This is a genomic window from Rhizobium sp. SL86 (genome assembly GCF_026672545.1).
Lineage (GTDB): Bacteria > Pseudomonadota > Alphaproteobacteria > Rhizobiales > Rhizobiaceae > Neorhizobium.
The window spans coordinates 860,145-885,897 of record NZ_JAPPRJ010000009.1 but is presented as its reverse complement, the minus strand read 5'-3'; the positions used below and the strand labels follow the sequence as shown (position 1 = coordinate 885,897).

Annotated in this window: 22 protein-coding genes and 1 tRNA gene; 10 read left to right on the top strand and 13 right to left on the bottom strand. The window is 61.9% G+C overall.

Features of this window, described 5'->3' with window-relative positions; translation table 11 throughout:
- Nucleotides 1–24: 24 nt before the first annotated feature.
- The 3 genes from OU993_RS27285 to OU993_RS27275 form a co-directional block, all read right to left on the bottom strand.
- On the bottom strand, nt 25–3,285 hold the full coding sequence (locus tag OU993_RS27285; protein WP_268162238.1) for a maltotransferase domain-containing protein: 3,261 nt from the start codon (nt 3,283–3,285) through the stop codon (nt 25–27).
- A gap of 190 nt (nt 3,286–3,475) precedes the next feature.
- The gene (locus tag OU993_RS27280) at nt 3,476–3,697 is read right to left on the bottom strand and encodes a DUF982 domain-containing protein (RefSeq protein WP_268162237.1); all 222 of its coding nucleotides are present in this window, start codon (nt 3,695–3,697) and stop codon (nt 3,476–3,478) included.
- Between the two features lie 106 nt (nt 3,698–3,803).
- Complete coding sequence (locus tag OU993_RS27275) at nt 3,804–5,699, bottom strand: diguanylate cyclase domain-containing protein (RefSeq protein ID WP_268162236.1); 1,896 nt, start codon at nt 5,697–5,699, stop codon at nt 3,804–3,806.
- 194 nt (nt 5,700–5,893) lie between these two features.
- On the opposite strand from OU993_RS27275, the gene OU993_RS27270 reads away from it, so the two are divergent.
- Together OU993_RS27270 and OU993_RS27265 are read left to right on the top strand one after the other, a co-directional pair.
- On the top strand, nt 5,894–6,574 hold the full coding sequence (locus OU993_RS27270) for a thermonuclease family protein (protein WP_268162235.1): 681 nt from the start codon (nt 5,894–5,896) through the stop codon (nt 6,572–6,574).
- Nucleotides 6,575–6,704: 130 nt separating this feature from the next.
- Nucleotides 6,705–6,959, top strand: coding sequence for a DUF6074 family protein (locus tag OU993_RS27265; protein WP_268162234.1), 255 nt, complete (start codon nt 6,705–6,707; stop codon nt 6,957–6,959).
- 218 nt (nt 6,960–7,177) lie between these two features.
- On the opposite strand, the gene OU993_RS27260 is transcribed toward OU993_RS27265, so the two are convergent.
- Nucleotides 7,178–7,253: transfer RNA gene (locus OU993_RS27260), tRNA-Lys, on the bottom strand.
- Between the two features lie 270 nt (nt 7,254–7,523).
- On the opposite strand from OU993_RS27260, the gene OU993_RS27255 reads away from it, so the two are divergent.
- Nucleotides 7,524–8,015 carry a heme-degrading domain-containing protein gene (locus OU993_RS27255; protein WP_268162233.1) on the top strand — a complete coding sequence of 164 codons (492 nt, stop codon included), beginning with the start codon at nt 7,524–7,526 and terminating at the stop codon, nt 8,013–8,015.
- Nucleotides 8,016–8,090: 75 nt separating this feature from the next.
- Here OU993_RS27255 and OU993_RS27250 read toward each other — a convergent pair whose 3' ends face one another.
- A complete protein-coding gene (locus tag OU993_RS27250) occupies nt 8,091–8,342 on the bottom strand; it encodes a GlsB/YeaQ/YmgE family stress response membrane protein (RefSeq protein ID WP_268162232.1) in 252 nt (83 codons plus the stop codon).
- A 213-nt stretch (nt 8,343–8,555) separates the two neighbouring features.
- On the opposite strand from OU993_RS27250, the gene OU993_RS27245 reads away from it, so the two are divergent.
- The 4 genes from OU993_RS27245 to OU993_RS27230 all read left to right on the top strand — a co-directional run bounded on the left by OU993_RS27245 (nt 8,556) and on the right by OU993_RS27230 (nt 16,164).
- Nucleotides 8,556–11,051 carry a mechanosensitive ion channel family protein gene (locus OU993_RS27245; protein WP_442793049.1) on the top strand — a complete coding sequence of 832 codons (2,496 nt, stop codon included), beginning with the start codon at nt 8,556–8,558 and terminating at the stop codon, nt 11,049–11,051.
- A gap of 194 nt (nt 11,052–11,245) precedes the next feature.
- Complete coding sequence (locus OU993_RS27240; protein WP_268162230.1) at nt 11,246–13,759, top strand: GcvT family protein; 2,514 nt, start codon at nt 11,246–11,248, stop codon at nt 13,757–13,759.
- A 146-nt stretch (nt 13,760–13,905) separates the two neighbouring features.
- Complete coding sequence (locus tag OU993_RS27235; protein ID WP_268162229.1) at nt 13,906–14,763, top strand: response regulator; 858 nt, start codon at nt 13,906–13,908, stop codon at nt 14,761–14,763.
- 18 nt (nt 14,764–14,781) lie between these two features.
- Complete coding sequence (locus tag OU993_RS27230; RefSeq protein ID WP_268162228.1) at nt 14,782–16,164, top strand: diguanylate cyclase; 1,383 nt, start codon at nt 14,782–14,784, stop codon at nt 16,162–16,164.
- A gap of 4 nt (nt 16,165–16,168) precedes the next feature.
- Here OU993_RS27230 and OU993_RS27225 read toward each other — a convergent pair whose 3' ends face one another.
- Nucleotides 16,169–17,188 carry a GlxA family transcriptional regulator gene (locus OU993_RS27225; protein WP_268162227.1) on the bottom strand — a complete coding sequence of 340 codons (1,020 nt, stop codon included), beginning with the start codon at nt 17,186–17,188 and terminating at the stop codon, nt 16,169–16,171.
- 265 nt (nt 17,189–17,453) lie between these two features.
- Entirely contained in the window at nt 17,454–17,669 is a 216-nt protein-coding gene (locus tag OU993_RS27220; protein ID WP_268162226.1) for a hypothetical protein, read from the bottom strand.
- Nucleotides 17,670–17,818: 149 nt separating this feature from the next.
- On the opposite strand from OU993_RS27220, the gene OU993_RS27215 reads away from it, so the two are divergent.
- Nucleotides 17,819–18,757 carry a LysR family transcriptional regulator gene (locus tag OU993_RS27215; protein ID WP_442793048.1) on the top strand — a complete coding sequence of 313 codons (939 nt, stop codon included), beginning with the start codon at nt 17,819–17,821 and terminating at the stop codon, nt 18,755–18,757.
- Between the two features lie 331 nt (nt 18,758–19,088).
- Here OU993_RS27215 and OU993_RS27210 read toward each other — a convergent pair whose 3' ends face one another.
- Entirely contained in the window at nt 19,089–19,865 is a 777-nt protein-coding gene (locus OU993_RS27210) for a formyl transferase (protein ID WP_268162222.1), read from the bottom strand.
- Nucleotides 19,866–20,095: 230 nt separating this feature from the next.
- Here OU993_RS27210 and OU993_RS27205 point away from each other — a divergent pair, with 230 nt between their 5' ends.
- On the top strand, nt 20,096–20,209 hold the full coding sequence (locus OU993_RS27205) for an entericidin (protein WP_268162557.1): 114 nt from the start codon (nt 20,096–20,098) through the stop codon (nt 20,207–20,209).
- 81 nt (nt 20,210–20,290) lie between these two features.
- On the opposite strand, the gene OU993_RS27200 is transcribed toward OU993_RS27205, so the two are convergent.
- From OU993_RS27200 to OU993_RS27180, 5 genes are all read right to left on the bottom strand, one after another.
- Complete coding sequence (locus OU993_RS27200) at nt 20,291–20,641, bottom strand: hypothetical protein (RefSeq protein ID WP_268162220.1); 351 nt, start codon at nt 20,639–20,641, stop codon at nt 20,291–20,293.
- A 207-nt stretch (nt 20,642–20,848) separates the two neighbouring features.
- Complete coding sequence (locus OU993_RS27195) at nt 20,849–21,916, bottom strand: quaternary amine ABC transporter ATP-binding protein (protein WP_268162218.1); 1,068 nt, start codon at nt 21,914–21,916, stop codon at nt 20,849–20,851.
- Nucleotides 21,909–22,817, bottom strand: coding sequence for an ABC transporter permease (locus tag OU993_RS27190; RefSeq protein WP_268162216.1), 909 nt, complete (start codon nt 22,815–22,817; stop codon nt 21,909–21,911). Before OU993_RS27190 ends, OU993_RS27195 begins: the two co-directional genes overlap by 8 nt.
- Nucleotides 22,818–22,978: 161 nt before the next feature.
- Nucleotides 22,979–23,977 (bottom strand): ABC transporter substrate-binding protein, encoded by a 999-nt coding sequence (locus tag OU993_RS27185; protein WP_268162214.1) that lies wholly within the window; start codon nt 23,975–23,977, stop codon nt 22,979–22,981.
- 641 nt (nt 23,978–24,618) lie between these two features.
- Nucleotides 24,619–24,762, bottom strand: coding sequence for a hypothetical protein (locus OU993_RS27180; RefSeq protein WP_268162212.1), 144 nt, complete (start codon nt 24,760–24,762; stop codon nt 24,619–24,621).
- Between the two features lie 449 nt (nt 24,763–25,211).
- On the opposite strand from OU993_RS27180, the gene cobU reads away from it, so the two are divergent.
- Nucleotides 25,212–25,751: a bifunctional adenosylcobinamide kinase/adenosylcobinamide-phosphate guanylyltransferase gene (gene cobU, locus OU993_RS27175; RefSeq protein WP_268162210.1), complete on the top strand. Its 540-nt coding sequence runs from the start codon at nt 25,212–25,214 to the stop codon at nt 25,749–25,751.
- Nucleotides 25,752–25,753: the final 2 nt, after the last annotated feature.

Genomic DNA, 25,753 nt, shown 5'->3' with positions numbered 1-25,753 from the left:
CATATTCATTCTTGTCTCCTCCCGTTACCGCACGCGCCAGATGGAAAAGGGCAGGTGCGGCTGAAGCCTCAGCCTCTGCCACTTGCCCGTCGCCACGAAGGTCTGGCCCGTGACGAGGTCTTCCAGGTTAAGCGCGCCATGGTCCGGGAGGTTCCATGACCAGAGCGGTATCTCGACATCGGCCTCCTGTGCGGCGTGCGGATCGAGGCTCACCCCGACGAGCAGGACGTTCTCGCGGCCCGGGCTCGCCTTCTCGTAGAACATGATGTTGTCGTTCCAGGCGATGAGCTGGGTGAGGCCCAGATGCGAATGCAGCGCCGGGTTTTCGCGGCGGATGCGGTTCAGCAGGGCGATCTCGCCCTTGATGTTGCCGGGACGGTCGTAATCCCAGGCGCGGATCTCGTATTTCTCCGAATCCGCATACTCCTTGCGCTTGGCATCCGGTCGGCCTTCGCAAAGCTCGAAACCGTTATAGACGCCCCAGAGGCCGGAGAGCGTGGCGGCGAGTGCTGCACGGATGAGATAGGCCGAGCGCGGCGCGTTCTGCAAAAAGTCCGGGTTGATGTCGTGCGTGTTGACGAAGAAGTGCGGCCGGAAGAAATCCTTTGGCGCCTCTGTGGTGATCTCGCGCATATAGGTTTCCAGCTCCCACTTGGTGTTGCGCCAGGTGAAGTAGGTGTAGGACTGCGAGAAACCGACCTTGGCGAGGCGGTACATGACCTTCGGCCGGGTGAAGGCTTCCGAGAGGAATACCACCTCCGGATGGCGGTTGCGGATATCGGCGATCAGCCATTCCCAGAAGGGCAGGGGTTTGGTGTGGGGATTATCGACGCGGAAGAGCTTAACCCCGTTGTCGACCCATTTCTGCACCACGTCGCGCAGTTCTGCCCAGAGCGAGGGCACAGCATCCCTGGCATAGAAATCGACATTGACGATGTCCTCGTATTTCTTCGGCGGGTTTTCGGCATATCGCACGGTGCCGTCCGGCCGCCAGTCGAACCAGCCGGGATGCTCCTTCAGCCAGGGATGATCGGGCGAGGCCTGAATGGCGAGGTCGAGCGCGATCTCCAGCCCGTGCTCTTTGGCGGCGTCCACCAGCCGGCGGAAATCCTCGAAAGTTCCAAGTTCGGGATGGATCGCGTCATGGCCGCCGTCCTCCGAACCGATGCCGTAGGGGCTGCCCGGATCGTTCGGCCCGGCCGTCAGGGAATTGTTGCGGCCCTTGCGGTTCGTCTTGCCGATCGGGTGGATCGGCGGAAAATAAAGAACGTCGAAACCCATCTCGCGGATGGCGGGAAGCCGTTTGATGACGTCGTCGAAGGTGCCGTGGCGGTTCGGATCGCCGCTCTGCGAGCGCGGAAAGATCTGGTACCAGCTGGCGAAAGCCGCCTCCCGCCGCTCGGCATCAAGCGGGATGGCTTTGGAGCGCACCCGGTGCGGGCGCCGGTCTGCCTTTGCCATCAAGGCATAGGTTTCCGGCGACAGCAGAAGCGCGATACGCTCCGCCTCCGGCGCCTGCTCCAGCCGGGTCAGAAGGTCCTCCAGCGCCGCTGCCGTTTCTCCAGAAGTCCCGTCGAGCGTCGCACGGATCAGGTTCAATCCCTCCTGAAGCTCCAGCGCCAGGTCGAGACGTGCCTCGTGTTTCTTGGAAAGCTCGTAGCGGAAGATCTGGAAGGGATTGCGCCAGGTCTCCACGGCGAACTCGTAGCGGCCCATGCGGCGCGGGGTGAAGTCCGCTCGCCAGCGATCGTTTTCGACGAGGCGCATCGGGACCTCGGTCCAGTCCGTTTCGTCGGCGGCGCGGAAGACGAGGGCGGCGGAAATCGGGTCGTGCCCGTCGCCGAAGAGATCCGCCTCCACGGTTACCGTCTCGCCGACGATCCTTTTTACCGGAAAACGACCGTCATCCACCGAAGGCGTAATGGCCTCGATGGCAAGGCGAGGGGAGGCGGCGGCCTCCATCACATCCTGCGCCGGAACCGCGTCGCGGATTGCCGGCGAGGCACTGCCTTCCAGAAGGCGAAGTTCTCCCGGCTGAAGGCGAAGCGCGGACGGAATGGCGTCGGCCTCGGGCTGATCGATGGGCTTCAGCGGCAGGAATGCGGAGGCCGCTTCGCGCAGCGCATTCAGCGGTGCCGGGGCTGTGCGGCGCAGGTCGCGGTTGACGACGACGAGGCGCACGCCGCCGGCCGTCCGCGTATCCTCGCTGTCGGCCTGCAACAGGGCAAGCGCCGGGCTCTGCGTGCTGGAAATGAGGCGCAGCGGCTTCTGGGAAAAACGGTCGTCTGACCGGTCGAGCCGCTCATTGGTGGCGCGGATATCCGCCGAAAGGTCATAGGTCTGGCGCTCGGCGAGGCCCCGAAGCCCCTCGCCATCACCAAAGGTGGGGTCGAGCGGCGACGTCGCTCCATATTCAAAACCCATCGGCACCATCAGACCCTGGCCGAGCGTTGCGGCGAGTTGCAGCGCCTGGTGTGCCCGCCGCAAGCGGATTTCGGTGCTCTCCATGCCATGCGCCAAACGCCGTCCGAAAGGCGCTTCGGGAAAGGCGATCTGCCAGGCAAAGCGTCTCTGGATCTCGTATTCTTCGATGAACCAGCGGCTTTCCAGGTCCCACCAGGCCAGCGAGGAAAAACAGCCGTCGAAACCGAGACCGGGCAGGGTCCGGCGCAGCTCGAAACTGGTGCCGGGCGTCCAGGCGAGGAAGGCGGTCGAGGGATCGGCGGCGCGGCCTGCCTCGATCAACCGGCGCCAGGTGTCTTGCGGTACGCGGTCGAGGCCAAGGCACCGGAAGCCGGATATCCCGGCACGCGCCATCCTCTCCACACGGGCACGCCAGCTCTCTTCCAGACGGTGTGCCGCGTCGACGTCCGTTTGCCCTGGCAACCGGCTGCCCCGATCATTGGGGGAGAGGCGGGGATCGGCCAGTACGGGCGAAGGATCGGTGTCATCTGCCGCTTCGCGGTCAATCACGAGATCCATCATGAGGCGCAACCCGTGGGCGGCGGCAAGCTCTGAGAGACGTTTCAGTCCCGGCTCAAGCTCCTCGCCGAGGCCGTAGGCGGGATCGATACGGGTGGCGTCGCGCGCCACGAAGACACTGCCGCCGGCGGCGCGCGCAAAAAGCGGGGCGGTCAAAACCGTGTCGAAACCGAGGCTGCTCGCGTGCCGGAACAGGGCCTCCCAGGCGCCGCCATCGGAAAACATCAGCGGATGAACGTAATACAGCCGGGGCGGTCGGGAAGGGGTGGTGATCCTGGACGACAGCGGCTCTGCGGCATTCATGGGAAACGTCCTCCTTGGCGGGTGTGCCTGGGCCTAACGCCAAGAGGAGGGGCAGGTTCCCGCAGAACACCATGAGGTTCCGCGGGGAGATGCCGAACGCCGTCCGTTCGAGCGGACGGCAAAAGACGATAGGGCACGGGATGCCTGTGCCCCCACGGTCCCGGATTCCGTTTCTGATCCCGGTCTGGGTTCAGTGCACCTGCGCTTCGTCGACGGCGTCCTTGAAGCTTGCCCGCGCGCCATCCGCCGGCTCGCGGCCGTCAAGGGCTGCGAGGCAGGCCTGGTGTGCCTCGGCAAAACTCATGGTCTTTTTGCCCGGCCACTCGCGATCCATGAAACGGATCGCCTCGAGCGGATTGTGGATTGCTCGTCCGCCCGCCTGGACGGGTTTGCGCCAATGTGCCTCGTGCATGTCTTCCTCCCGATGTGCTGCCTGATACGGCAGGCAAACTACGGAGGGGCGCGAAAGGTTCCCGTTCGGATCTTTTCGGCCGCAGGACGGGATTCTGGGAGGGATTTTAGACGTTGACGACCTTGCCGATATCCTGGCCGTGTCCCGGTTCGTCATCGCAGACGACACGGTTCCGACCTGTCTCCTTGGCCGTGTAGAGCGCCGTATCGGCCGATTCGAAGAGTTTCTGCGCCGTATTGGCCGCGATTGCGGTTGCATCCGCGGTCGCGGTGCCGACACTGACGGTCGTATAACCCCAGGGCAGGTTACGTTCGTGCGGGTGTCTCAGGGCGACGACGGCTCGACGTATTTTTTCCGCCACCACCCGCGCGGTATCGCGATCGGCTTTCCCCAGAATGACGGCGAATTCCTCTCCGCCATAACGCGCCGCAAGATCGTCGCGGCGCACGGCGGAGCGGATCGCGGTGGCGACAGCCTTCAGGCACTGGTCGCCGCTCGCATGGCCGTAGGTGTCGTTGTAGAGCTTGAAGCGGTCCACATCGATCATCAACAGCGAAAGCGGCGTTCCCGTATCGCGGGCCGTCTGCAGGCGTGCGGCAAGAGCAGTATCGAAGGCGCGGCGATTGGCAAGGTCGGTCAGCGTATCGGTATTGGCGAGCGCATCCAGTTCGTCGTGGCGCTGCTTGCGGCGCGTCACATCCCGAGTGATCGCGACGAACCCGCGCAACACACCCTTGGCCTGTAGCCGTGTGAGTGTCGTCTCGAGCCAGGCCTCGCTTCCGTCCGGGCGGATGTAGTGCGTGACCACACGTTTGATCTCGCTGCCGTCGCGCTTGAACTCGACGAATTTCTCGATCGGCGTGTTACGCTCTGCGCCGGAGAGGTGATCGAACACGCCGGTGCCGATCAGATCGGCGGGGCGGCAGCCCAGCACGTCGATGGCGGCGGCGGACACGTATTCTCGAACCCCGTCGACACTCAGGCGCTCGATGAGATCGCCGGAGGCATCGGCAAGAAGCTGCAATTCCTGTTCACGCTGGCGCAAGGTCGCGACGCTTGCATGGTGGAGTTTCGCCTGCTGGTGCCAGCGCAGGCTGAGCGCAACCGCCCCAACCAGCATGGCGATGCCGATGAGCCAGCGGCTACGGCTCTTGGAGGCCCATTGCTGCGCAACGGTCTCCGTCGTCACGCCGATGAAGATGGTGAATGGCGGATGACCGGAGGCGAAACTCGCTGTCCGGCGCAGCCTGTCATCGAGCGGCCACGTGGTCTCCGTCACTTTCGACAGGGTGGTTTCGTCCGGCTGGACGGACGAGGCATTCAACGAAACCTTCTCTCCCACCAGTCCGGAAAATTCGCGGGTTGCCGCCAGGAGCGTTCCGTCTCTGTGGACGAGCAGCGCGCTCGCATCACCGAAAGCGCTCAGGTAACGCTCCAGCAACGCGTTAAATTGGTCGATGGACAGATGCGCGACAAGCACGCCGGCGAAACCGCCTGCCGGGTCGTTCAGGCGTTTGGTGATCGTGACGATGCGTTCACCGCTCAATCGGCTGAGGATCGGTGAACCCAGCAGAGGCTCGTCTGTGGAATTGGCGGCGTGGAACTGAAAATAAGCGCGGTCCGCAAAACCCTTGCCCGTATCCGCATTGGGAACGGTGGTTGCGAGCAGCCGCCCCTCCTTGTCGATCACATGCAGGTTGCGCAGATCCTCAGCATGTTCCGCAAGTCGGGTGATCATCAGTTCGAGCCGACCGCCCATTTCCCGAACCCCGCCATAGGCGGAAATTTCGGCCTCTAGGCCGACCAGGACGAGGTCGGCGATCTCGATGCTGTCGCTGATATTGTTGCCGAGCGAAAGGGCCGACTGGCGCAGCGCCTCGTCGAGCCCCTCCAGATGGGCGTTTCTGCTGGTGTGTTCGGCCCAAAACGCCAGTCCGGCCACAGCGAAGATACCGCTGAGCATGACGATCAGAATATGCAGAGGGTTCCGAGGTTCGGTCATTCTCAGGCGGTTCCAGCATGAAGCTCGGATCACCTTATAAGCGGCGAGTTAGCAACTGCTAAATTCGCCCGATGCGCGCGCCGCAAGACCGCCCGCTCCAGGAAATACGATGAACGAGCCGTTAAAAAGTCTGCGTCGAAAACACTTTGGCAACCTCCTCATCCGATGATGCGCTGCATCAGGATGGGACGCTCATGGCACAGGCAACCGCAAGCAAAGGACGCCGTCCGCGGCGCAAATCGGGACGCAGCCGGCAGGCCGGCGCGAAAGGCCGCACCTGGCCCTGGCTCGTCGCCCTTGTTGCGACGGCGGGTGCGATTGCGGCTATCGATCACAAACAGGACGTCCTGCAGTGGCTGCCCCCAAGCAGCCTGCTCGGCACAAAACCCAAGACGGTGACCGAACGCACTTCGCCGGCGGGTGAGAAAACCGCGCCAGCGCTCCCGACGCATCCGGCCCAGCCACTGGCCCGTCCCGCTGCGGCTCCGGCCAAGGCGGAGGTGAACGAGATGACCGGCAAGGGTTTGACCGGCACATTCTATTTCTGCGGCACGTCCGGCCTCGACAACTGCGTGGAGAGTGGCGACCTCTTCTGGTTCCGCAAACAGGCGGTCAACCTTGCCGATGTGGTGGCGCCGGAAACCGAAAAGGCACGGTGCCAGGCGGAGCGCGACAAGGGGTTCGCCGCAAAGGTGAGGTTGCGCGATCTGCTGAATGCCGGCGCATTCGATCTCGTCGACTGGCCGAACAGCGACACGGATGCACGCGGCCGCAAATTGCGGGTGGTGATGCGCAACGGGCAGTCGATCGGCGGACAGATGATCCGCGAAGGGCTGGTACACGGTGTATCCGACCGGGCGAAAGGGTGGTGCTGAAGGAAGGCGCGGTTGTGCCGGCGCGGGAATCAACTCGAAGTCTCTAAGCTTTGTTTAGAATTTGGGAACCACTTCCGGCGATTGTTGCGGTCTAGTCAGTGATTCGAAGATGTGTGTATCAGGAGAGAGTATGACGCTTGCACATTTCCCAGCCGACAGGCGGACGGCAGACATTCGGCGGTGTGCGCAGGCGCTCCTTTCTCTTCACGGTGAAGAGGCAAATCTCTTCTGGCGCCAGGAGATGGCGGTGTTTGCCCGTACTCTGGCAGCCCAGGGTGCCGAACCTGCCGAAATTTCCCATCAGGCAGCCTTGTTCATGAACGCCGTGCAGATGGAATTGCAGCATCTGTTTGCGGAAGACGAGGCACTGGACGCCTGGGCCTGACACTTTTATCGGTCTGCGCCGAAGCCTTGAGCCGTCGCCGAAAGCGACGGCTTTTTCATGTGCCGTGCACTGATTCGGCCGTTCGAGCGAAAGCGGTCGCGATTTCTGGATCTGCCATGGCGAGGACGGACGCGTCTTTTGAACGACGACATTGCGTTGTCTCTGCAATGCTCGTGTTATCAGCGTCTTGGAATGTTTTGTTGAAGTCACCGGTTAAGTGGTGGGTGATGTAGGGCTCGAACCTACGACCCGCTGATTAAGAGTCAGCTGCTCTACCAACTGAGCTAATCACCCGTCCGTTTGGCTTCCGTTTGTCTCGGCGCCGCCGGTGTGATGGGGCGTATAAAGAGGAAGTTTCGGCTTGTCCAGCACCCAAACAAAAAAACTTTCGGCTTTTTTGGGCGCAGCCTTTCCAGGACTGCGAAAAGCCCCGGAATTGCGCGCTTCGCAGTGCAAACAAATATCTCAAAAAAATCTGCACCGGTTCCGCAAAGGCACCTCCTTTACAGCCGCCAGGGCACAAGCCATCTAGTGACAGCCATTTTTGTCGGGAGGATGAAGGCTGTGAGCATCAAGAGCGATATCGCACGGATTGCGGACCAGGAGCGGGCCCTGAGGTTCGATCGGTTTGATCTGGGGGCGGCCTGGTCGGTGGGGCAACATATTCGCGCGGTCGCGGCGGCAGCGGGCCATGTGCTCTCGGTCGATATCCAGATCAACGGCATGCAGGCCTTTTTTGCCGCCATGCCGGGCGCGAGGCCCGATTTCGAGCATTGGATCCGCCGCAAGCGCAACATTGCCTTGCGTTTCCTGCGCCCCAGTTACGCCATAGGCCTCGAGCTTGCGGCGCAGAAGACGACGCTCGAGGAGAAGTGGGGGCTTGCGACCGCCGATTATGCCTCACATGGCGGCAGTTTTCCGATCCTGGTCGAGGGCGTCGGCTGCATCGGGGCCGTTACCGTCTCCGGGCTTCCGCAACGCGATGACCACAATCTGGTCGTTGAAGCGCTGGCGGTGCATCTGGGGCTCGATCCGCAGGATCTGCGTCATCCCTGACAAGGCGGCTAGCCGGTGCCGACAAAAAAGGGCCGCCCGAGGGGCAGCCCTTTTGTCCGATCCTGTGCCGAAAGCCTATCGCCTGATCATGCGGGCAACGGCAATCAGGATACAGGCGCCGATAAAGCCGGCAATGAGATAACCGATCCAGCCGCCGAGCACGATGCCGAAGATGCTGAGAATGGCATTGGCGATGATCGCGCCGACGATGCCGAGGATGACATTCATCAGAATGCCCATGTTGCTCTTCATGAACTGCTCGGCGAGCCAGCCGGCAATGCCACCGATGATGATCGCCGCGATCCAGCCGATTCCTGCGCTTTCCATAACCTTACTCCCTCTGTTCCAGTGTCGGCCAGTTAACGGCGAAGCTGCGTCTTGGTTCCCGGCGAGTTCCCGGTTCGGAACAATCGCCTTAGTTCTGCCCGGTCTTTTCTGTTGATGAGCCGCCCGGCTGATCGGTGGTTGCCCGGCTTTTCTTCCACGCCGCTTGCCGGTATCTGGTGATGTCCCTGTCGAAGGTTTCTCATTGTGCGGATCATGTCCTTGCGCTCCATTCTCGTGGTCGTCTCCTACCTGTTCGTGCTTTCTCTGTCCGCCGTGGCTGCGCCGGGTATCGGATCGATGTTTGTCGCCTCGGCCGCGGCACAGACCGCCCCGGCACCATCCGCTGCGCCGGCCAGCCAGGAATCGCTTCCGGCCCGCGCGCAGGCCCTGACGGCCCAGGCACGCAAGACGCTTGACTCGCTGACGGCGCGTTCCGCCTCTGAAAATGTCGAGGATGTCCAACTTGCCGACTTCAAGGTCCAGGCGGATGAATTGGGCGGACAGCTGGACGGGTTTCTCGCCGAGACGAAACAAAGGCAGGACCAGATCCTGGCGCGCCTGACGGAAATCGGCGAGCCGCCGAAGGAGGGGCAGCCGCCGGAGGCTGCGGTGGTGACGGAGGAACGCAACCGCCTGACCGCCGAGCGCACCGAACTGACCGCGATCAGCAGCGAAGTGGGGCAACTTGCAGCCACCTCACGCGCACTGTCGGCAAAGATTACCGAACAGCGCCGCCGCCTGTTTTCGGCGACCATTCTCAAGCACACGGACCTTTCGCCGGCCGTCTTTTCCGATGCCGCGTCGGCCTTCCTGGCCGAGGTGGGTGCCTTTGGCGAGACGCTGAAGAGCTGGCTGACCTTTGCCTGGAAGTTCAAGACGCTGTCGCTGCTCGGCGCGGTGGTGCTCTCGATCGGTGCTGCCCTCCTGTTTCTTGCCGGCGGTTACCGCCTGTTCGGCAGAATGGTCACACGTGATCTGGCGATGGAGAACCCGCCCTATATCACGCGGCTGTCCTTCGCCTTCTGGTCGCTGATCATCCAGACGGTGTCGCTGTCGGCCTTCCTTCTTGCCACTTTCTTTTTCCTGTCGAGCTTCAACGTGTTGCGGCCGGATATCGCGCCGATCATCGCCTCCTTCCTCGGCATGATCTGGGTCGTCGTTTTTGTGGCGAGGCTCGGCGGATTGATCTTTTCGCCGGCCCATCCGCACTGGCGCCTGATCCGGCTGTCGAACCTCGGCGCGCGGCGCCTCTACTGGCTGACGATGATGATGGCGATCATCAACAGCCTCGACTACTGGCTTGCCGAAATCAGCGAGGTGCTGAACTCGCCGGTCGCACTCACCATCACCAAAAGCGTCGTGGCGACGGTGCTGATCGGCACGATCCTGATCCTGATGTCGTTCATGAAGCCGGTTCTGGCCGAGGACAAGGATCCCGAAGCGCCGGGCCGGCCCTGGCCGAGGGGTTTTCCGCTGTTGCTGCGGCTGGCCGGTGCGGCCCTCATCCTGGCGGTGCTGTCCGGTTATGTCGGACTGGCGCGGTTCGGTGCGACGCAGATCGTGCTGACCGGCGCGATCGTGGTGACGATGTATATCGGCATCCTGTCCGGCCGGGCGGTCGGCAAACAGGGGGCCTTCACCAAAACCGCCGTCGGGCGTTATCTCGCAAACCGCTACAAGCTGAGCGAGATTGCGCTTGACCAGATCGGCCTCGGCGCGGGCCTCAGCATCTATGCGGTGGCGCTTGCGTTCGGCGTGCCGCTCATCTTGCTGACCTGGGGGTTCCAGATCCAGGACATCCAGACCGCCGCGGTCCGGCTGTTCACCCAGATTTCCATCGGCAGCATCTCCATCTCGCTGATCGGCATCCTGGTCGGTATCCTTCTGTTTGCGGCCGGTTATTTCGTCACGCGTTTCGTGCAGGGCTGGATCGACCGCAACGTCATGGCGCGCAGCCATGTGGATACGGGTGTGCGCAACTCCGTCAAAACCGGCATCGGTTACATTGGTGTTGCGGTTGCGGTGATCATCGGTGTCTCTGCTGCCGGCATCGACCTGTCGAGCCTGGCGCTGGTCGCCAGCGCGCTGTCGGTCGGCATCGGCTTTGGCCTGCAGAACATCGTGTCGAACTTCGTCTCGGGCCTGATCCTGCTCGTCGAGCGTCCGTTCAAGGTCGGCGATCACGTGGTGACCGGCACGACGGAGGGTATCGTCAAGCGCATCTCGGTGCGCGCCACGGAAATCGAAACCTTCCGCAAGCAGACCATCATCGTGCCGAATTCCGACCTGATCAACGCATCGGTCGGCAACTGGACCCATAAGAACCGCATGCAGCGATCGGAAATTCCGGTCGGCGTGACCTATGGTTCGGATCCGCGCAAGGTCATGGAGATCCTGCTCGACATCGCCTTGACCACGCCGAACGTGCTGCACAATCCGGAACCGCATGTCGATTTCATCGCCTTCGGTGCCTCCTCGCTCGATTTCGAACTCCGGTTCCATCTGGCCGATATCAGCGACGGGATTGCGACGCGGGCCGCGGTACGGACGGAGATCCTGCGCCGCTTCCAGGAGGAGGGGATCGAAATTCCCTATCCGCATCAGGACGTCAATATCAGCGGAACCGTGTTCACTGTGCCGGCCCGCGATCGTGGCACGGTGACTGCGGGCGAAGCGGAAAGCGCACCGGCTGGAGAGGTCGCGCCATGACATGGCAACGGGGACTGGAAGCCCTCGGCTCGTTACAGCCAGGGGCAAAGTGTACCTCGTCGCGGCAAAGCGTCGCCCATGTCGTAAACAGGCGTTTGGACCGTCGACGGGAATTGCATAGTCCGCTCGAATGAGATGTCACCGCTTGGCGCACATGCCTTGGCCGGTGGTTCGTACCAGAGGGGTCGAAAGCGATGAAGACACAGGCGCGGGCAGTGGTGATCGGAGGCGGCGTGGTCGGTGTGTCCACGCTCTATCACCTGGCAAAAAAGGGCTGGAGCGATGTCGTCCTGATCGAGCGCAAGGAGCTGACCTCCGGTTCGACCTGGCATGCGGCGGGTCTTCTGCCGCTGTTCAACCTGTCCTATTCGGTCGGGCAGCTGCACAAATATTCGGTCCGCTTTTACGAGGAACTGCAGGAAGAGACCGGCATGAATGTCGGTTTCTCGAAGGTTTCCAACATTCGTCTCGCCCGTACCAAGGATCGCTGGGACGAATACATGTATTATGCCGGTATTGCCGAGACGATCGGCGTCAAGGTCAATATCCTGACGCCGGGTGAGGTGAAGGAGATCTGGCCGCTCTGCGAAACCGACGGACTGCTCGGCGCCATCCAGCACCCGGATGACGGATACATCCAGCCGGCGGATCTCACCCAGGCGCTCGCCAAGGGCGCACGCGACCGCGGTGCCACGATCTATCGCAATACCACCGTCACCGGCATCGAACAGCTTGCCGACGGCCAGTGGAAGGTGACGACCGACAAGGGTGAGATCACCGCCGAACACATCATCTCCTGTACCGGTTCCTTTGCCCGCAAGACCGGCGAGATGGTCGGGATCAACATTCCGGTCATCCCGGTCGAGCACCAGTACATCGTCACCGAGCCGCATCCGGCGATCCAGGAGCGCCGCAGGCAGGGCCTGCCGGAAATGGGGGTTCTGCGTGAGTCCGATTCCGCCTGGTACATGCGCGAGGAAGCGGGCGGCCTGATTCTAGGCCCCTATGAGGTCGGCGCACCGGTCTGTTATGTCGATGGTCCGTCGGACGAGAGCGAATACGAGCTCTTCCAGGAGGATCTCGACCGCCTGATGCCGCATATCGAAACGGCGATTGCCCGCGTGCCGGCCTTCGGCGAAGTCGGCATCAAGAAAGTCTATAACGGCGCGATCGCCTATACGCCGGACGGCAACCCGATCGTCGGTCCTGCACCGGGGCTGAAGAATTTCTGGCTGAACGAAGGCCATTCCTTCGGCATCACCGCCGCCGGCGGTGCCGGCTGGCAGCTGGCCGAATGGATCGTCGACGGTGAACCGACGGTCGACCTTATGGGCGTCGATCCGCGCCGTTTCGGCCCCTATGCGACCGAAGGTTACCTCATCGCCAAGAACGAGGAGGCCTATGCCAACGTCTTCACCATGCATTATCCGGACGAAGAGCGTGCTGCCGCGCGTCCGCTGAAGACGACGCCGATCTATGATCGCCTGAAGAAGCTCGGCGGGGTGTTCGGTTCCCTGTATGGCTGGGAGCGCGCCAACTGGTATGCCCCGGAAGGTTACGAACTGCCGGAAAGCGAAAAGGGTGTTGGTGCTGATGTCATCACCAACCACAATTATGCAGCCCCCCTCGAAGACGGGCGTTATGTCGAAAAGTGGTCGTTCCGTCGCTCCAACTATTGGGAACATGTCGGCAACGAGGTGAAGAACGTCACGACAAATGTCGGCGTGCTCGACATGTCGCCGTTTGCCAAGATGGAAGTATCCGGTCCCGGCGCGCGGGAATGGCTGGAGACGATTTTCGCCAATGCCATCCCGAAGAAGCGTGGCCGTATCGCGCTCGCCCATATCCTGACGCCGGCCGGTGGCGTGCGTGCGGAATTCACCATCTATGAATGGGCGCCGGGCCGATTCTACATGGTGTCCGCAGGCGGTCTGGAAGCGCATGACCACGATCTCCTCTGGCGTCTTGCGCCCAAGGATGGCTCCGTCGTGCTGCAGCCCATCACGCAGAAATACGGCGTGCTCGTTCTGGCAGGACCAAAGTCGCGCGCCGTCCTGAAGAAGCTGACGCGTAGCAGCCTGGAGAACAAGGATTTCCCCTGGCTGACAGGCAAGCAGATTTCGGTCGGTGTGGCCTCCGCGCATGCTCTTCGCGTGAACTTCGTCGGCGAATTGGGCTGGGAATTGCACCACCCGATCGAGATGCAGGCCTATATCTTCGACCGGCTGATGGACGCTGGCGCCGAGTTCGGCATCAAGCCCTTCGGCATCCGGGCGATGGTGTCGATGGCGGTCGAAAAATCCTACCGCAACATGGGCCGTGAACTGTCGATCGAATACAATGCCTATGAATCCGGTCTCGACCGTTTCCTGAAGCCGGAAAAGCCGTTCATCGGCCGTGACGGTCTCGTCGCCTACAAGAACAACGGCTTGAAGTGGATCTTCTCGACGCTTGAGGTGAAGGGCACGACAGAGGTCGACGCCCGCGGCTCCGAAGCGATCTATGACATGACGGGGGCTCTGGTCGGTCGCGTGACAAGCGGCGGTTATGGCTGGCGTGTCGGCAAGTCGCTGGCGCTTGCCATGCTGAAGCCTGAGCGTTCCGCCATCGGTACGGCGCTGAAGATCAAGATCCTCGGCACGCTCTACGAAGCGGAAGTGGTTGGCGAAAGCCCGTTCGACCCGGAGAATGCGGCGCTCAGAGCCTGAGAAACCGTTTGTTGACCACGCCAAGAAAGCGGTCCGTTTCGGGCCGCTTTTTTCTTGCAAATCCAGATTGCAAGCAATTCCGCTTAATGTTTCAGCAAGTCACGATGTGTAGGGTGTATCGTCAGAGATCACACTAAAGGTTGACCATGACTTATCTGGGCGTATCTGGAATGCAGTATTCTGGCGAACAGTTTCCGGAGGCCCGCATTATTGTGGCGGAAGACTCCAATGTCTTCACCTCGATGATTCGGCAGCGCCTGAAGGAGATCTTCGGTATCGAAGCCGAGATTTGCCGGACCTACGAAGATCTGATGATGGCCAACGAGTTGTCGGAGGAGCCTGTTACGCTGGCGATCTCCAACATCAACCTTCCTGGCGCCGAAAACGGCGAGGCGCTGGAATATCTGCTCGATCTCAACATCCCGACGGTCGTCTTTACCGGGACCTTCCAGGAACAGACCCGCGAAAAACTGCTCGCCAAGGATATCGTCGACTACATCCTGAAAGACAACGTCTTTGCCGTCGAGATGCTGGTCGAATCGGTCTGCCGCTTCCTGACCAATCATCGCCACCACGTGTTGATCGTCGACGACAGCCCGACCGCCCGGGCCCTCTTGTCGACCCGCCTGAAGCGTTACAATTTCCGCGTCAGTGTCGCCGAAAGCGGCGCCAAGGCGATCGAGCTTCTGAAGAAGAATGCCGACATCGGCCTCGTCGTGACGGACTACAACATGCCGGATATCGACGGTTTCGAATTGACGCGGCGGATCCGTTCCGTGCGCGGTTCGCATGAACTGCGCGTCATCGGCGTTTCGTCCTCCACCGATCGTCTTTTGTCGGCACGCTTCCTGAAGGCCGGCGGCAACGACTTCATGTTGCGACCATTCATCGACGAAGAGTTCTACTGCCGCGTTAACCAGAACCTAGACACTCTGGTCCAGATTAAGTCGATGCAGGCCAGCCAGGAACGGCGTCCCGCAGGAAAGGCCGCGGTGCCGGCGTAATCGAGGGAAGGGGCCGGAATGCCGTATGTTCATCAGATCGTCGCACCCAAGCGCGATCGCAATGACGGGCCGGTGCTTCTTGTCGAGGATTCCCGCACCTTTGCCTCCATCCTCTCCTATCGCTTCCGGGAAGAGATCGGCCGCACTGTCGTCCACTGCGCCTCAATGCTGCAGCTTGAAGAGACGCTGAAGCGCGGCGAGCAGAATTTTCCCATCGCCGTGGTGGACCTCAATCTTCCCGGTTCGCCGCATGGCGAAGTTCTCGATCTCGTCATCCGTTACGGTATTCCCGTCGTCGTTTTCACCGGCAGCTTCGACCTTGCCGCGCGTGAACGGATTCTCGATCGACATGTCGTCGATTACGTCATCAAGGACAATGAGCGCGCCTGCGACATGATCGTGGAATCGGTTCGCCGGGCGCTGGCCAACCGCGATGTACGTGTGCTTCTGGTGCATGAACCCGGTGAGGCGCGCGACCAACTGGCCACACTGCTGCGGGCACAACTCCTGACCGTTGTCGAGGTGGCGACGGGCGAGCAGGGACGAAACCTGATCGAGACCAATCCGGACATCGAACTCGTGCTGATCGGCCAGAATCTGCCGGATATGGACGGACTGCAGTTCTGTCGACGGATTCGCCGCAAACATGGCGACGATCGTCTGCGCGTGATCGGCATTCTGTCGACCGCCGATCGGTTCCTGTCCGTCGGCTTCATCAAAGCCGGTGCCAATGACGTGATCTACCAGCCGCTGCTTGCCGAAGAGGTCCAGTGTCGCGTCGCGCATACCATCGACACGCTGTCGCAGATGAAGCAGCTGCGCATCGCGGCCTCCAGCGATTACCTGACCGGGCTGTGCAATCGGCGTTACTTCTATATGATGGGTCCCGAACTCATCGAGAAATGTCTGCAGACCGGCATTGCCTGTACCATGGCGTTGATCGACATCGACCACTTCCGACGCGTCAATGACACCTATGGAAGTGATGCGGGCGACACCATCCTGATCGGGCTCGCCTCGCGCGTGCAGCAGCTTCTCGACACGGACAAGCATCTCGTTTCCAGGCTCGGCGGCGAAGAGTTCGCTGTGCTGCTGCATGGCATGGATGGCGCCCGGGCCTCGATCTTCTGCGAGATGCTCCGTCAGGAGCTCGCCAAGCTGCGCTTCATCGCCGGGGGACAGGAAGTCTCCGTCACGGTCTCGATCGGGGTTGCCGAAATCGAGGCGCGCGAGACCTTCGACAATTATCTCAATGCAGCCGACCAGTTTCTGTTCATGGCCAAACAGAGCGGCCGTGACCGGGTTTTCTCCGATCACTGGATGCGGGTGATGGGCGAGGCCGGACAATCGCGCCGCCCGCAGCCCTTCGAGACGGGCGGCGACGTTCTCTACCTCAGCTGATCCGTCACACCACCACGCCGGTGCGCGACGGGTTCATTGTCAGCTTGCGCTCGGCGCGCTCCTGTTGCGGCGAGCGATTGTAGACCTCGCGATAACACTTGGAAAAATGCGAGGCGGAGACGAAACCGCAGGCAACCGCCACCTCCACCACCGGCATGGACGACTGCACCAGAAGGTGCCGTGCGCGGTCGAGCCGGATCTCCAGATAATAACGTGCCGGAGAGCGGCCCATTTCCTGGCGGAACAGGCGCTCGATCTGGCGCCGCGACAGGCCGACCTGGTCGGCGATCTCGACGAGCGACAGCGGCTCGGCCAGGTGGCTTTCCATCAGCTCGATGATCGACAGCACCTTGCCGTTCTGCACGCCGAGACGGGCGCGCAGCGGCAGGCGCTGGCGGTCGTGCGGGTTGCGCACCCGGTCCGTCAGCTGTTGTTCGCAGACCCGGTTGACGAGTGTTTCGCCAAAATCCTGGCCGATCAGGTTCAGCATCATGTCGAGCGACGCCGTGCCGCCGGCACAGGTGTAGAGATTGGCATCGACCTCATAGAGGTCGGCATAGACCTCCACCTGCGGGAAGGCTTCGGCAAACCCCGGCAGGTTTTCCCAATGGATCGCGCAGCGCTTGCCGTTCAGCAGTCCTGCCTGGGCCAGCACATGCGCGCCCGTACAGAGGCTGCCGACGGCCACACCGCGATTGTAGGTCTCGCGCAGGAAGGCGTTGACCGACTTGTTGTTGAATTCCTCGACATAAATGCCCGAACAGACCAGCACCATGTTCGGCCGATGCTCGCCGCTCAGGTTACGGCGCTCGTCGGCGAGCGAGGAGTTGACTTCGATCGCGATGCCGCTGGAGGAGTAGACCTTCTCGCCATCGGCAGACGTGAGCCGCCAGTCATAGGCGGGATAACCCAACATGCGGTTGGCAATGCGCAGGGTTTCGACGGCGGCTGCAAAGGGCAGCATGGTGAAATGCGGGACGAGGAAAAAGACGAGCGTACGCTTCTTGGCGGGGGACTTGTTCATCGAGGGTCGGGCTCCGTGGCGGCTCGATATTCCTCGCGTGGAATTGCGGTTTCTCAATGTCCTATATGCGACATATAAGTCGGTATCTGCGCCTGCCTGATGAAAGCCTTCGGTTTCATTGTTCCCTGTGCGACGCAGCATGCCGCAAGTTTGCGCAAATGGCTGGAAGCTGGGCGGTGTCACGTATAAAAATGATGCAGAGCGTAAAAAGGCCCTTGCTTGCGGTCAGGCAGGCAAGGGCCTGTCGGGACACGGCATCTGCATGTCAGCGGTTCTCGCGGGCAGTCATGTCGTGGGCAGGCCAGCCGATATCCTTGCGGACATCGAACGGGAGGCTGGCGAGTTCGCGTGCGGTCCGGCGGGCGGCGTGCTCGCGCCGAAGCCGGGTGACGTCCTCCTGAAGCTGACTCAGCTGCACTTCGAGCCAAACGAGGGCACGGTGCGTGTAGGAGGGGGGACGGTGCTCGATGATCAGGGTCATGGCGGTTCCTTTCTCTGCGCGTGACGGCATCAGCATTGCTGCGTCCGGATCGATCAATCAAGCGAATGAATTTTATATCACTCATGACATTCGGTGATCTTTCCGTTGCAATGAAACCCTGGACCTCCATTGACGATCAATCAAACGAAATGATATGGTGCTTAAGTTCATTTATTTTGAAAGAGAGCCCGATGAACGCCCCCTTCCGCCAAGCGCTTCCGCTGCTTGATAATGACGTCCTGAGGACATTCGTCGCGATTGCCGACACCGGGAACTTCTCCACGGCGGCGGAAGCGGTGCTGAGAACGCCGTCTGCCGTCTCGATGCAGATCAAGAAACTGGAAGACCAGCTGCGCACGACGCTGTTCCTGCGCGATGCCCGCTCGGTGACGCTGACGCCGCATGGCGAAATGCTGCTGTCCTATGCGCGCCGCATGATCGCGCTGTCGAACGAGGCCGTGTCGCGTTTCGTGATGCCGGAGCTCGCGGGCGTGGTGCGGCTCGGTGCGGCGGATGATATTGCCGAGCGCCTGCTGCCGAGCATCCTCAAGGATTTTTCCGGCAAGTTTCCCGGGATCATGGTGGATGTCACCGTCGACATGAGTATGAAGCTTCGCCGGCGCATGGAGGAGCAGAGGCTCGACCTCGCCCTTGTCAACTATTCCTGCATGTCACAGATGCCGGTGGGCGAGGTGGTCTATCAGGATCGGCTTGTCTGGGCGGGGGCGAAATGCGGTACGGCGCATCTGCGCGATCCGCTGCCGATTTCGATCTGGGAGGAGGGTTGCATCTGGCGCCAGGCGGCCGTCACCGGCCTCGAGCAGATGAAGCGCCCCTACCGGATCGCTTATCTCAGCGCCAACACGATGGCGCAGCGCGCCGCAGTGGTCTCGGATCTCGCCATTGCGCCATTCCCGCGCTCCTACATCACCGACGACATGGTCGTACTTGGCCCCAAGGAAGGTTTGCCGGAGCTGATGTCCTTCGACATCCGCCTACTGTCGGCGCCGCAACTGTCGGTGCCAGCAAAGGCCGTCGCCGAGCGGATCCGGGATGCCTATGTCGATTACGAGAAGGCCGCGGCCTAGACGCCGGCAGAAAAGATGCTCTGCAGCCGGCCGGGCGCGAGGTCGGCTGCAGATCGGGAGAACTCAAACGACAGCCATCACTGCGATGGCGAGCAAGGCCGTTACGGATGTGATCACGAAGCCGAAGCGGACGAACATGCGACGGCGGTAATCACTCCCGGTCCAGTCATATTGCATATTGCGGCCTTTCCACCTGCCGCACCCAGGCTCGTCATGAACGGGCCGGTGGTCCTGGCGGACTGTCCATTCCGCCTGATTGCTAATATAGGCGGCAAAACCTGCGCGAGACTGACGAAAAATCGTGTCCGATGGCCCGGATGGTGCAGGCTTTCTACCAGATTTTGCGTGTCAGCCCGTGGAAGAGATAGGTCCAGACCGGTGGCGGAAAACGCAGCACCGAGGGTCCTGCGGGCGTATAGGGCCGCGCAGTGCCATCCAGAACCTCCGACAGCACCCGTATCGTCGTCTCGGTGCCCGCTGCCGTCAGCAGCAGCGGATAGGTCGAGATCGTGTCGCCGGGGGCGGGCCTGACTCGGATTTCACAAAGCGTCTGGCCGGTATCCGTGCCGGCGTCGACGAGGTGCAGGGTGGCGCCGAAATTCTCCTCGTCACGCTCCACCCGCGCCCAATAACCGCCCATCTGGCCGCGATAGGCTGGGTTGATCCCCGCATGGAAGTTGACGATGGGGCAGGGGATGGCGGCGAGCGTGGCGCGCGTCAGCAGGCGGCAGGAAATCGTGAAGACAAGATCCGGTCTCAGCGCGGCGATGGCGGCATGCGCAGCCGCATCGTTGAGCGAGGACACGCGCGTCACGGGAATGGCGGGGTCGGCATCGGCCGAGAGACCGTAGGCAGCGAGGATTTCGGCCGTGCGCCGGCTTGCCAGGCGTTTGCCGAAGCGGGAGACGACCATGGTCGCCAACTGTCCGATCGCGGTCAGCCAGCCGAGCCTGCGAGCCCGTCGCCGCAACAGGACGGATTTCGGCTCATAGGCTTCCTCGATCACGAAAACGGTCTCGAAGTGGCGTGCGAGCGCGTTGATCATGACCTGCGGGTTTGGTCCGCCCGCCGTCAGCACCACGAGTCTTGCCTGTCTCGTGCCCTGCATCGTCCATCGCCGCCAAGATTGTGGCGGCGAGTGTGCCTTGCGCCCGGCAAGAAACCGTTAATGAACGCGAATGCCCGATCACGTTCTCGTAAGAGGCCTCGTGAACTTTTTGCCTCCTCGAACGTTCCAGTGCCGGAAACATGATTTCCAAGCGGATCTGGTTCAATTCTTCTGGAGTTTACAACATGACGGTCAAGACAATCACCGTAGTCGCTGCGCTCGCCACCACGATGCTCTCGCTGACGTCCTGCGGCAACACGATCCGCGGCATGGGCCAGGATACGGCCAACACGGTCAATGCCACGCAGGATGCAGGGCGCCGCGTCGAGCGGGCCGCCAACTGATCCTCCCAGGCGATCCTGTCGCCGATATCCGTGCCGTCAGCGGTTTGACATCAACAGCCGCTGACGGCTATTTTTTTGTGCTCAGACGGGAGCCTTCGGGTAAGCGCGCTCCATGCCGCCGGAGCGCACGAGCCCCTCGCGGAAGGCCTGATAGGCGGGATGCTGGCTCGATTTCGCAGCTTCCATCAGCCGGATCTGGATGCGGCCCGGTGCGGTGTTTCCGATCCATTCTCCAGTCTTCTGCAGCTTCAGCGAATTCAGGAATCGGCTTTCGGAGGCGCGGTCGAGAAACAGATGCAGCCCGTCGAGCAGGACGTCGTCGGACTTCGGATTTTCCATCATCAACTGAAGCCAGGACTTGTTCTCGTCGGAGAACCCGTTGAGGGCGTCTGCGACGGATTCGCGGGTGCCGATGGTGGCCATGCTGCTCATGTTCGTCTCGCGTCTTTTGTCCGTGATCACCAGCCCGCAGGCCCTCTGCAGTCTGCGTCCCTTGCCGCTGCCGTGGCGCCCAAAGGACATGGATCCGGGGATCACGTGTTGCCATTCCCGCGCCGGGCGGCGTGATTTGCCGCCTGCACAGGCTTCAGCCTTTCTCAGATCCGCCTTGCGTCAGCCTTGCACGGGACGGCGCCCGGCCTATTCCGCCGCCAGGCTCGGTGGCTTTTCGTGGTCGGCGGGTGTCACCATCGCCCCGATCAGGCTCTGCAGGTCGAGTTGGCCGACCGGTCTGCCCTCGGCGCTGACGATCTGCACCAGTGCGACGCCGCCGGCCGTCATGGCCTTTGCCGTTTCCTCGAGCGTCGTCCCGACCGGGATCGGCATGACACCCGATGCGGCAGCTGCCTGGCCGGTCAAGGGTGTCATCACCGTCTGCACCTGGATCACCCGGCCGCGATTAACCTCCCGGACGAAGGACGCGATGTAGTCATCCGCCGGGCTCAGCACGATCTGCTGGCCGCTTCCCTGCTGGATCACCTCGCCATCCCGCAGGATGGCGATCTTGTCGCCGAGCCTCAGCGCCTCGTCGAGATCATGGGTGATGAAGACGACGGTCTTCTTCAGCTCGGCCTGCAGGTCGAGCAGCACTGTCTGCATGTCGACGCGGATCAGCGGGTCGAGTGCCGAATAGGCCTCGTCCATCAGCAGGATGTCGGCGTCGTTGCTGAGCGCGCGGGCAAGCCCGACACGCTGCTGCATGCCACCGGACAACTGGTTCGGATAATGGTTCTCGAAACCGGAGAGGCCCACCCGGTCGATCCAGTAACGGCCCTTCTTCGTGCTTTCGCTGCGCGGCACGCCCTGGATATCGAGGCCGTAGACGGTATTTTCCAGCACGGTGCGGTGCGGCAGGAGGGCGAATTTCTGGAACACCATCGCCGTCTTGTGGCGGCGGAATTCCCTCAGTTCCTTGACGCTCATACGGCAGACGTCGGTGCCGTCATAAAGAACCTCGCCGACCGTCGGTTCGATCAGCCGGTTGATGTGGCGGATGAGCGTGGATTTGCCCGAGCCGGAGAGGCCCATGACGACGGTGATGCCGCCGCCGGGCATGGAGATGTTGATGTCCTTCAGCCCCAGCACATGGGCGTGCTTCTCGTTGAGTTCGGCCTTGGACATGCCCTCCTTCACCGATTGGACGTGCCTTTGCCCTTCCGGGCCGAAGATCTTGTAAAGGCCGCGAATCTCGATGCCGTGGCTAGCCATGCACCACCTCCGTATGTTTCTGCAGGCGCTTGCCGAATGTCTGGCTGGCCCGGTCGAAGATGATGGCGATGGCCACCAGCGCAAACCCGTTCATGAAGCCGAAGGTGAAGAACTGGTTGTTGATGGCCTGCAGCGTGTTTTTGCCGAGCCCGCCGACGCCGACCATGGACGCGACGACGACCATGGCGAGCGACATCATGATCGTCTGGTTGATGCCGGCCATGATGGTGGGGAGCGCCAGCGGCATCTGCACGTTCCACAGTTTCTGCCCCGGCGAGGAACCGAAGGCATCGGCCGCCTCCAGCACGTCGCGGTCGACGAGGCGGATGCCGAGATTGGTGAGCCGGATCATCGGCGGCACCGCATAGATCACCACCGCAATCAGTCCCGGCACCTTGCCGATGCCGAAGATGACGACGACCGGGATGAGATAAACGAAGCTCGGCAAGGTCTGCATCACGTCGAGGATCGGGTTGATCGCTCCCTGCACCCGGTCGGAGCGCGCCATCAGGATGCCGATCGGGATGCCGATCAGGATCGCGATCAGTGTCGCAACGGTAACGATCGCCAGCGTCACCATCGTATCCTGCCAGAGGCCGATCAGGCCGATCAGCACCATGCCGACGGCCGTGCCGATGGTGATCGCGATGCTGCGGCTCGCCAGGTAGACGATCGCCAGCATGACGGCGAGCACGAGGATCCAGGGCGAGTTGACGAACAGCCGTTCCAGCGCGTTGAGAAAGACCTGCAGCGGCTGGACCACGGCATCGATCAGGTGAGAATATTCCCGCACGAGGCCGCGAAAGCCGTCGTCGATCGTCTTGCGCGCCAGGCGGATATAGCTGTCGCTGACGGCCGGAAAGCTGCAGAGCACGTCCGGCAGGATGGAACAGGAGGCCATCGTTTTCCCCTTTATGTCGTGTCGTCGTGCCGCGTCTTTTGGGACCGCCTGACCTCGATGCGCTGCTCTTTCAGCACCCGGTGGCTGCGGTCATTCTTGCGGCAAACGGTGATGCGGCCCCGCGCCGGGGAGGGCGGGGCCTGTTGGCTTTAGGGGCTTTTTCAGAGTGCGGCCTTGACCTTTTCGGCAACGTCCGGTGCCACCCACTTCGTCCACATGTCGGGATAGGTCTTCAGGAAGTGGCGTGCGCCATCCTCGTTCGTCCCCTGGTTTCCGTCCATCCAGGCGAGAACCTTTCCGACCGTCTGGTTGTCCCACTGACGTGTCTTCACATAGGTCATGGCGACACCTGCCTTTTCGGCGAAGTTTTTCGTCACGACGGTGAAGACATCCGAGATCGGATAGGAATTGACCTTCGGCGTGGGGCAGTCGGGGATTGCCGTGCACTTATCCCATTCGGCCTTTTCGTGCGGCACGCCGAACGACAGGCGCACCATGTCGTATTTGCCGAGGATGGCCGTCGGCGCCCAGTAATAACCGAGCCAGCCCTTCTTGTTTTCGAAGGCATTGGCGATCGAGCCGTCAAGGCCGGCGGCGGAGCCGGTGTCGACCAGGTCGAAGCCTGCCTTTTCGGCGCCGAGCGCGCGGTAGAGGTTGGCGGTGGAGACCTGGCAGTTCCAGCCCGACGGGCAGTTGGTCACGGCCCCCTTGGAGGGATCTTCCGGAGCCGGGAACAGCTTGGGCTGCTTCAGCGCATCCTGAACCGTCTTGATTTCGGGGTGGGCGTCGGCGAGGAATTTCGGGATCCACCAGCCTTCGACACCGCCATCGGACAGAAGCGGTGCGGCCTGGATCAGGCGTCCCTCGGAAATGGCCTGGTCGAGCGCGGTCCGCACCGCATTGACCCAGAGTTCCGGCGCCACGTCCGGCTGACCCTTTTCGTTCATCGAGGTGAAGGTCGGCATGGTGTCACCGGTCACCAGCGTCACGCTACAGCCGTAACCCTTTTCGAGGATGATCTTGTCGACATGGGCGGCAACACCTGCCGAAGCCCAGTTCATTTCGGCGATCGAGACATCGCCACAGTCTGCCGCCTGGGCCGAGCCCGCCATGGCGTAAAGACCTGCAACGAGTGCGGTAGAAGCGAGGAGTTTTTTCATCGTCTAAGACCTCCCAGTCTTAACTTGACTTCATTTACATCGGGGCACACCAGACTTCACGAAACATAGAGCCCTGTCATTGTTCGCCCATGGCAAACATCATCGGCTATTGGGCCGGTTGAGCCCGGCCTCCGTTCAAGACCTGTCCGCGTCGTCCGTGTCTGCCGGACTTACGCGTTGGTTGTGACAGTCATTAAAGCCTACGGTTTCCTTGCGGAAAATCAACCTTGGCAGGCTTCTTCTTCATGAGTAGGCGCTGAATTACGCGTTATCGAGAGGGCTTGGCGGCGTGATCTTTTGAGCGTTTGCCCTAAATCTGGGCAGGCTTGCGCGGCGGATCGAGGTGCGGATCAACACTGCGAAAATTGTCACCTCCGACATTTGACAAGCACTGTCCGAAAAGCGGCGCGGCAAGCCGGACGGCCCGCCGGTACGGCGACAAAATTTTTTTTGAAGGAAGCAGAAAAAGATGTCCGAGATAACGGCTCGGTAAGAAATGAGCGGCTATCAGTCGTGCGTGGCCAAGCCGCGAAGGCTCCGGATGGGTAGTGCGTCCCGGAGCCCATTTTCCTCTCCCGCCGGGTGGCAGGAGAGGCCGTTCAGGAAAGGCCGATGCGCGAGCGTAAGGCGCCGCCTTCCTTTCAGCCTGAATTTCCCGTGCGAATGAAACGAAGCCAGGGGCGGCGGGTGTCGAGTTGATTCACACGGCTTTCTGGCTGCCGGACGGGCGCCTTCGAACCCCAGGCGATGGCGATCCCATCGCCGGTCTTGAAGATGTAGAGCATGGGTTTTCCTCGGTGGCGCACGGTGTTTCCGGCGCTTGGTTGTTTGCGCCATCCGATACGCCTTTCCCGGCCTCGCCGCGCGTGGGGGCTGCGACGGGTCCTGTCGCAAACACGATAGTGCGACAATCGGCAACACAACCGTTCCGCCGGCCTTCGGGGGCGTTGACAGACTGCGGCTCTTCGCGCACCCTTGCGCGACTACCGCGTCGGTTTCGGCCATGCGGCAGACGGGCAACCGGTCGCCATCTTTGCTTTGATGGCGCCAGCAGGTGGAAGGTGCCGACGGCCGCATGGGCGGCGGGTGTGTTTCTCCTCGCTGAACCGGGGCCTGCACGAATGCACCATGATCAGCCGGGCGGCGACCTCTTGATCTACGAATTCGCCGCTTTTCATGGACATGCCTTCGCGCAGGCCGGCCCCGTTTCTCTTTTCCCGTCACAGGTTCAGCCATGATCTCCAGTACACTCGGCACGTCTGCCCGCAGGATCAGCCTCGTGCTGGGCGGTGCGCGGTCCGGCAAATCCCGCTTTTCCGAAAACCTTGCCCTGGAGAGCGGCTTGCTGCGCCACTACGTCGCCACTTCGCAGATCTTCGACGAGGAGATGCGTGCGCGGATCACACAACACCGCGAGCAGCGCGGTGAGGGCTGGGTGACGCATGAGGAACCGCTGCGCCTCTCAGAGGTGCTCCGCGACGTGGCGGGACCTGACCGCATCGTGCTTGTCGACTGCCTGACGCTCTGGGTGACGAACCTGATGATGGCCGAAGCCGACGTGGAGGAGGAGGGGAGGGCGCTTGTGGATTCCCTGTCGCGGCTCTCCGGTCCGGTGATCTTCGTGTCCAACGAAGTCGGGCTCGGCATCGTGCCGGAAAACCGCATGGCGCGCGCTTTCCGCGATCATGCGGGGCGCCTGCATCAGTCGCTCGCGGCGGCGGCGGACGAGGTGTTCTTCATCGCCGCCGGTCTGCCGCTGAAGATGAAGGGCTGAGG

Coding starts and splice junctions, on each gene's coding strand:
- OU993_RS27285 (WP_268162238.1), bottom strand. CDS start 3,285: ATGAATGCCGCAGAGCCGCTGTCGTCCAGGATCACCACCCCTTCCCGA.
- OU993_RS27280 (WP_268162237.1), bottom strand. CDS start 3,697: ATGCACGAGGCACATTGGCGCAAACCCGTCCAGGCGGGCGGACGAGCA.
- OU993_RS27275 (WP_268162236.1), bottom strand. CDS start 5,699: ATGACCGAACCTCGGAACCCTCTGCATATTCTGATCGTCATGCTCAGC.
- OU993_RS27270 (WP_268162235.1), top strand. CDS start 5,894: ATGGCACAGGCAACCGCAAGCAAAGGACGCCGTCCGCGGCGCAAATCG.
- OU993_RS27265 (WP_268162234.1), top strand. CDS start 6,705: ATGACGCTTGCACATTTCCCAGCCGACAGGCGGACGGCAGACATTCGG.
- OU993_RS27250 (WP_268162232.1), bottom strand. CDS start 8,342: ATGGAAAGCGCAGGAATCGGCTGGATCGCGGCGATCATCATCGGTGGC.
- OU993_RS27245 (WP_442793049.1), top strand. CDS start 8,556: ATGTCCTTGCGCTCCATTCTCGTGGTCGTCTCCTACCTGTTCGTGCTT.
- OU993_RS27240 (WP_268162230.1), top strand. CDS start 11,246: ATGAAGACACAGGCGCGGGCAGTGGTGATCGGAGGCGGCGTGGTCGGT.
- OU993_RS27235 (WP_268162229.1), top strand. CDS start 13,906: ATGACTTATCTGGGCGTATCTGGAATGCAGTATTCTGGCGAACAGTTT.
- OU993_RS27230 (WP_268162228.1), top strand. CDS start 14,782: ATGCCGTATGTTCATCAGATCGTCGCACCCAAGCGCGATCGCAATGAC.
- OU993_RS27225 (WP_268162227.1), bottom strand. CDS start 17,188: ATGAACAAGTCCCCCGCCAAGAAGCGTACGCTCGTCTTTTTCCTCGTC.
- OU993_RS27220 (WP_268162226.1), bottom strand. CDS start 17,669: ATGACCCTGATCATCGAGCACCGTCCCCCCTCCTACACGCACCGTGCC.
- OU993_RS27215 (WP_442793048.1), top strand. CDS start 17,819: ATGATATGGTGCTTAAGTTCATTTATTTTGAAAGAGAGCCCGATGAAC.
- OU993_RS27210 (WP_268162222.1), bottom strand. CDS start 19,865: ATGCAGGGCACGAGACAGGCAAGACTCGTGGTGCTGACGGCGGGCGGA.
- OU993_RS27205 (WP_268162557.1), top strand. CDS start 20,096: ATGCTCTCGCTGACGTCCTGCGGCAACACGATCCGCGGCATGGGCCAG.
- OU993_RS27200 (WP_268162220.1), bottom strand. CDS start 20,641: ATGAGCAGCATGGCCACCATCGGCACCCGCGAATCCGTCGCAGACGCC.
- OU993_RS27195 (WP_268162218.1), bottom strand. CDS start 21,916: ATGGCTAGCCACGGCATCGAGATTCGCGGCCTTTACAAGATCTTCGGC.
- OU993_RS27190 (WP_268162216.1), bottom strand. CDS start 22,817: ATGGCCTCCTGTTCCATCCTGCCGGACGTGCTCTGCAGCTTTCCGGCC.
- OU993_RS27185 (WP_268162214.1), bottom strand. CDS start 23,977: ATGAAAAAACTCCTCGCTTCTACCGCACTCGTTGCAGGTCTTTACGCC.
- OU993_RS27180 (WP_268162212.1), bottom strand. CDS start 24,762: ATGCTCTACATCTTCAAGACCGGCGATGGGATCGCCATCGCCTGGGGT.
- cobU (WP_268162210.1), top strand. CDS start 25,212: ATGATCTCCAGTACACTCGGCACGTCTGCCCGCAGGATCAGCCTCGTG.